At 65.8% G+C, this 5,270-nt stretch carries 5 protein-coding genes; 3 read left to right on the top strand and 2 right to left on the bottom strand.

From position 1 onward, the window contains the following. Positions 1–282 (top strand): RICIN domain-containing protein (locus U9980_RS21515; protein ID WP_322769579.1); only part of this gene is annotated, 282 nt, incomplete at its 5' end. 338 nt (positions 283–620) lie between these two features. Beyond that, positions 621–1,457, top strand: coding sequence for a hypothetical protein (locus tag U9980_RS21520; protein WP_322769580.1), 837 nt, complete (start codon positions 621–623; stop codon positions 1,455–1,457). On the opposite strand, the gene U9980_RS21525 is transcribed toward U9980_RS21520, so the two are convergent. After that, positions 1,426–3,177 (bottom strand): protein kinase domain-containing protein, encoded by a 1,752-nt coding sequence (locus U9980_RS21525; protein WP_322769581.1) that lies wholly within the window; start codon positions 3,175–3,177, stop codon positions 1,426–1,428. The genes U9980_RS21520 and U9980_RS21525 overlap by 32 nt on opposite strands. 426 nt (positions 3,178–3,603) lie before the next feature. Here U9980_RS21525 and U9980_RS21530 point away from each other — a divergent pair, with 426 nt between their 5' ends. Further along, positions 3,604–4,359, top strand: a complete 756-nt coding sequence (locus U9980_RS21530; protein WP_322769582.1) for a transposase — start codon at positions 3,604–3,606, stop codon at positions 4,357–4,359. Between the two features lie 123 nt (positions 4,360–4,482). Here the strand turns inward: U9980_RS21530 and U9980_RS21535 are convergent, their stop codons facing one another. Then, positions 4,483–5,163, bottom strand: a complete 681-nt coding sequence (locus tag U9980_RS21535) for a hypothetical protein (protein WP_322769583.1) — start codon at positions 5,161–5,163, stop codon at positions 4,483–4,485. Positions 5,164–5,270 lie beyond the last annotated feature (107 nt).

The raw sequence follows: 5,270 nt of genomic DNA on the forward strand, positions 1-5,270 counted from the left end.
GATCAACGCTGGGTCGTTCACCAGTGGGGGGACGGCACAGTCCGCCTGGGGAACGTCGACACCGGACGTTGCATAAACGACAGCTTCAGTATCGGCAGCATCTCATCAGAGGTGTGCAACAGCAGCGAAAACCAGAGCTGGTGGGTCGTGTACTGGGCCGACAAGACCCGCAGATTCCAGAACCAGGCCACCGGTCATTGCCTTGACCAGACCTTAGACGGCGGCCTCCGCACATGGGAGTGCAACAGCGGCAAGAACCAGAGCTGGTACAACCACATGTAGCCGAGCGGGCTGCGTGGAACGAGGACGCGAGGAAGTTACGCTTCACCCTGCGGGTACGCCCTCGCCTGGACGATGGTCCTTAGACAAGCCCATCGTCCAGGTAGAGGGAAACTTCCATTTCCGCGGCGCGCTCTCGCGATCAGGCCTACTGAAAGGCCCTGGGCTAATGGACTCGATGTCATGTGATCGATGAGAGCGGCGGCCGCCGGTAGGCGGGGGTCACCGCCGGGATGCGGGGTGAAACTAGGCCAGGTGGCCCCGGATCCCGTCCCGCCACGGCTGCCGCCGTGACACACTGATATGCGATCATCTTCCAGTGCCATGGCTAAGGAGTCGGTGTGAACACGGTCCTGGTACAGGTTCCCCAAGACCCGACGGCTAATCATGCATTAGCCCCGTCACCCCTGGTACGCGAACTCGGATCGGGCGAGGAAGCGATATTCGGGCGGGGCGGGCGAGGTCATCCTGTGGACATCGAACTCAGCCACCCAGGCGTGTCCCGAACGGCCGGCCGCGTCCGGGCGACCGAGGACTTCTGGACAATCAGCAACCTCTCGCCCGACCGAACCTACGTGGTCGAGAATCCCGAGGGTGGCGGCGAGTTTGTCAAGGTCGCGCCACGACGGCTGGACATGCCGGTGCCGTTCGAGTTTTCTCGTGTCGTCCTTCCAGCGGGTGTTACCCGGGTCAGTTTCCTTGTCTTCGCGCATCAGCACACATACCTCGACCAGTCGCCCATCGCGCCGGCCGGACCGGATGCGACGACCTCGGCCTATCCACTCGACCAGACCGCCAAGTACTTCCTGGTTCTCGTGGCGTTGTGCGAACCTCGGCTTCGCGACGGCGCGTCGGCGGTCATCCCGTCAGTACCTGATGTCGTCCGCCGGCTGGCAAAGCACCCCGACTGCGGCGATCTCAGCCGCAGCGCCGTGGGCTTCCACATCGATTACCTCGCCCGCACCAAGCTTAGGATCCGCAGACCTTCAGCCGACGTCCCCGGTGCTCGGGCGGACTGGCAGCGAGCGGCGTTGGTGTCCCTCGCGCTGCGTTTTGACCTCGTGCGCGTCGAGCACATCGCGCTGCTTGACCATGACTTGCCCGCCGCACTCGTCCAGCGCGCAATCGCCTCGCCATCGCTCCGGGTCAGCCCGTCTGGCCTCGCGGTCGGTACCTGACTAGGTTCTGGGTCACCCGTTCGGTGTATTTCACCCAACGAGCGGGGATCCCTCCCGCAGCGCGGACGTGGTCCGCGGAGGACCGGTAGGCAGCCGCCAGCAGAAGCTCGGGGGCGCCCGGAACCTCTTCGAGTTGTGGGGCGAGAACGCATAGATAGCGCCCTACGGCGGGGATCGATTCCTCCGGCGAGAACGGCGGCTTGGGCGTCTCGCTGCGCTGTCCGGGCGGGAGGTAGTATTGAAGCACATGTGGTGTCCAGCGAGCTATACCGTATTCGTCACCTGCGGGGTCACTCAGGTTTGGGTCGAAGCCGCTCTCCGCCTCGAGCATCGCCGCGACCAGTGCGGGGCTGATGTGCGGGTCGTCGCATATGGTGCCGGCCTGGATGATCAGGCGGTAGTACTCGGCTGGTATTCCGGCCTCGGTATTGAGCCAGCGCGCCACGTCCGCACCGCCGCTCTCGCTGGCCACCGACGGCGGCCTGGTGCCGAGGGGAGTGGGCTGTTCGCCTCCAGGCAAGATAACCATTGTGATCGTGATTGCCGCTGCTGCCGACAGGAGCAAACCAGCCGCACCCACCGCGACCCTCATGCGGGGTCTTCGTCGCGATGGTCCAGGTGAAACGGTCCCGTGGCGGTCAGCCCCATGTATTTCAGGCAGCTGCGTATCCGGTAGCGACGTGCCCGACTGACCCTCGGTCGGCGATGGCGCGGTGCCAGCAATGGTGGCCGCGATCGCGGGGCCGGGCGCCGGTGACGCATCCGCATCAGGTGATCCACCGGTTTCGGCGAGCCGCCTCGCCCGCCCGAGCAGGTCCTCCGCGGTGTGAAGGCGTCGCGTTTCGTGGTCCTGTGCGAGACAGTCCGCCACAAACGCACGCCAGCCGGGCGAGATTTCGGGAGCGAGCGACAGGCCGCAGCGGCCCGCGACATACTCCGATACCGCCGCGACCCGCGCGCGGACCGTCAGACCTGGGAAGGGATGACGGCCAGCAAGCAGGATGTGCGCAGTGACCCCGAGCGCCCAGACATCCAGCGTGGTACGGACCGCTGCACCACGCTCGGTCAGCGGTACGGCGAAGCGTTCGGCGGGGGCGTAGTCCAGCGAGCCGTATCGCGGCAGGTAGCCATGAGTTCCGTCGAGTTCGGCGGCCAGACCGAAGTCGGACAGTTGAATTGACCCGTCCGCCATCCGCAAGATGTTCGCCGGCTTGAGATCGCCGTGGATCCACTCTCGAGAATGAAGGAACGCAATTCCTTCGCACACCTGTACGATCAGGTGCTCGGCGTCTGGGACCGGCCCATGCGAACGACGTACCAGGTCATCGAGGCTTTCGTCGGCCATGTCCATCACGAGCACAGTCGCGCCGTCCAGATCGGGCCGGTCCGCTTCATCGACGGTCAGCGCCTGGTAAAGCCGGACGAGGCGAGGATGACGCAGCCTGCGGTGGAGCTCGGTTTCGCGAGTGACCATCGCCTTCACGTGCGCGAGCTGCCGGACGGAAAGCGTACCGGTCGGAATGAACTTCAGCGCCGCTTGCGTGGGCAGCCCGGCGGTATCAGGGATATCAGGCGCGCGAGATGCACCAGATGCGGCGGGGGTTTCCTGGGCGTCAGTGCCAGCGACGGCAACGCCCGCTTCGGCCACGGGGCCGTCCGGTGCTACCAGTTCGCCGCAGTAGACACTGCCCCAGCTTCCGCTGGCGACCGGCTCCACCACGCGCCAAGTATCAACTCGGTAGCCTCGGGGCACGCTCACTGCCCAGCCAACGGTGTCGTCCACTGCCCAGCCAACGGTTTCGTCCATTCGCCCATGCTCCGAATCTCGAAGGCCAAAAAAGCAGCTCAACGGCTTGTCAGGCACTCGCGTCCACACTGCGTTAGGCGCTTCGCTCGGCCACCCACAATCTGGCCAATCCTAGCCTCGGCTATTCACGCCAATTGCTGTTGATCTAATCGGTCGTGGCGGGCCGGGAACGGAAAAGTGCCTCTGAGCTGGGACGATACGGGTGTCTGAAGTCCATGTCGTCAACGGAATCAAGAGGTACTTCCCAGGCGAAGTCTACGGGCTGGTCGAAGGGGCTGTCGGTCGCGGTCGGCGGCGCCGGCGGGCACCCGCCAGTTCCCCACGCACGATCGGGGCCGGGTGCTGACCGACGTGGCGGGTGACGGTGGCCGGGATCTGGGGAACACAGTAGTGATCCGGCCCCGGCCGGGTCGGGCAGGCGCGAACACCGCGGCCGACAACATCGCCGTCCTCGACGAGGCGATCACCCAGATCCCCGAACCGTACCGTGACGATCTGCTGTCACTGTTCGAACAGCACGAGGGCTTCCGCTTCCAGGTCACCGCCACCAACCTGCCCACCGGACAGATCCCGTTCCTGGAGGCCTGCCACCGCGTCCAGGCCCGGGCGGAATCCCGTATCCGCTGCGGCAAGGACACCGGCCTGCGCCGGCTCCCATCCCACAAATTCACGATCAGCAGCGTGTGGTGCGTCGCCGTCGGTATGGCCTTCGACCTGCTGGCCTGGCCGGCCCTCCTCGGCCTGGACGGTGAGCTGGCGAAAGCCGAACCCGAAACCGTCCGCTACCGGCTGCTGCACACCGCCGGACGGATCATCCACGGCCAGCGCCGCCGCCGGCTCCGCATCCCCGAAACCCGGCCCTGGGCCGACGCCCTGGCCACCGCCTTCACCCGCATCCAGGCCCTGCCCGCCCCCGACCGACACACCCCCACCGCCCCGACGAGACGAAAGGACCGCTTCCGGCCCGTCGAGCCGGCGCCCACCCGGCCCGACAGTCAGGCACCCACCCCTGCCCACACACCGAAAACCAACATCAAAACAGCGAGTGACAAGACCAGAACCGAAGCCGATCATGGCGTAAATGAGCGAGGCTAGGAACCGTGGACGGTGCAACGCTCGCCACCATCCGCAAGGTGCTGCGCTACTTCCTCGACCTCTGAGGTCCCGACCACAACCCATTTCGTTCCTGGGGGACCGTGCCGAGTGCGCGTCTCGACGTCATGTCCGTACAAGTGCGTGGAATTCGCGTTGGGCGATGTCCGGGGCCTCGCGCAACATGCGTACGAAACGGCGAATCGCGGCCAGCCCGTCATCGGCGAAGAGACGTTCAAGCGTAGCCGCGCCGCGGTAGGGCCAGGCCGGGTAGTCATCGGTCTCTATGTAGCGGGTGCATTCTTTGAACGCGGCTGGGTTATCTCGATGAAAGTGGCGCTGCGTCCACGCGGTCAGAGCCTCGTTCAATTTTCTTCCCGTCGACCACAGTCTCGTCCCCACGGTGGCTGCGACGAGGCCCTGCTGGTCGAGACCGGTCGCGAGGACCGCATGCGTGTGCTCGTGCACCAAGGTTGAGGTGAGAAACGACCCGGCTCGTTCCCGCGCTTTCTCCGCCGAAAGACCCTCAGCGGATAGATCGGTGGTCAGGCGGTCGAATGCGTTGGCGCAGACCAGCACCGCGGGTGCGTTGTCGGGTATTGCGAGCGGAGAAAATCGAGGCGCAAAGGACCCGGGCCGGGCTGCGATGGGCGGTCGACCCCCGACGCCGCCGTATCGGAAGACGCCGAACGTAGGCGCGGCGGTCCTGAGGAGCGGCGCCGGCCGCCGGGCGGGCGGCTTGGTATCGATCAGATCGAGCTGTCCGAAGGAAACCGTCGCCTTGCCGCACGCCGGCATACTGAACACAGGCAGTGGACCCCAAGCCGAGTTGGGGTCCACTGCCCACTGCCTGTGGCGGTGACATCTGTAGGCGGCGGCCCTGAAATTCGGCCGCCACCCTGGCAGGCCCTAGC

Source organism: Protofrankia sp. Cr1, assembly GCF_963555865.1.
In the GTDB taxonomy this organism is placed as follows: Bacteria; Actinomycetota; Actinomycetes; order Frankiales; family Frankiaceae; genus Protofrankia.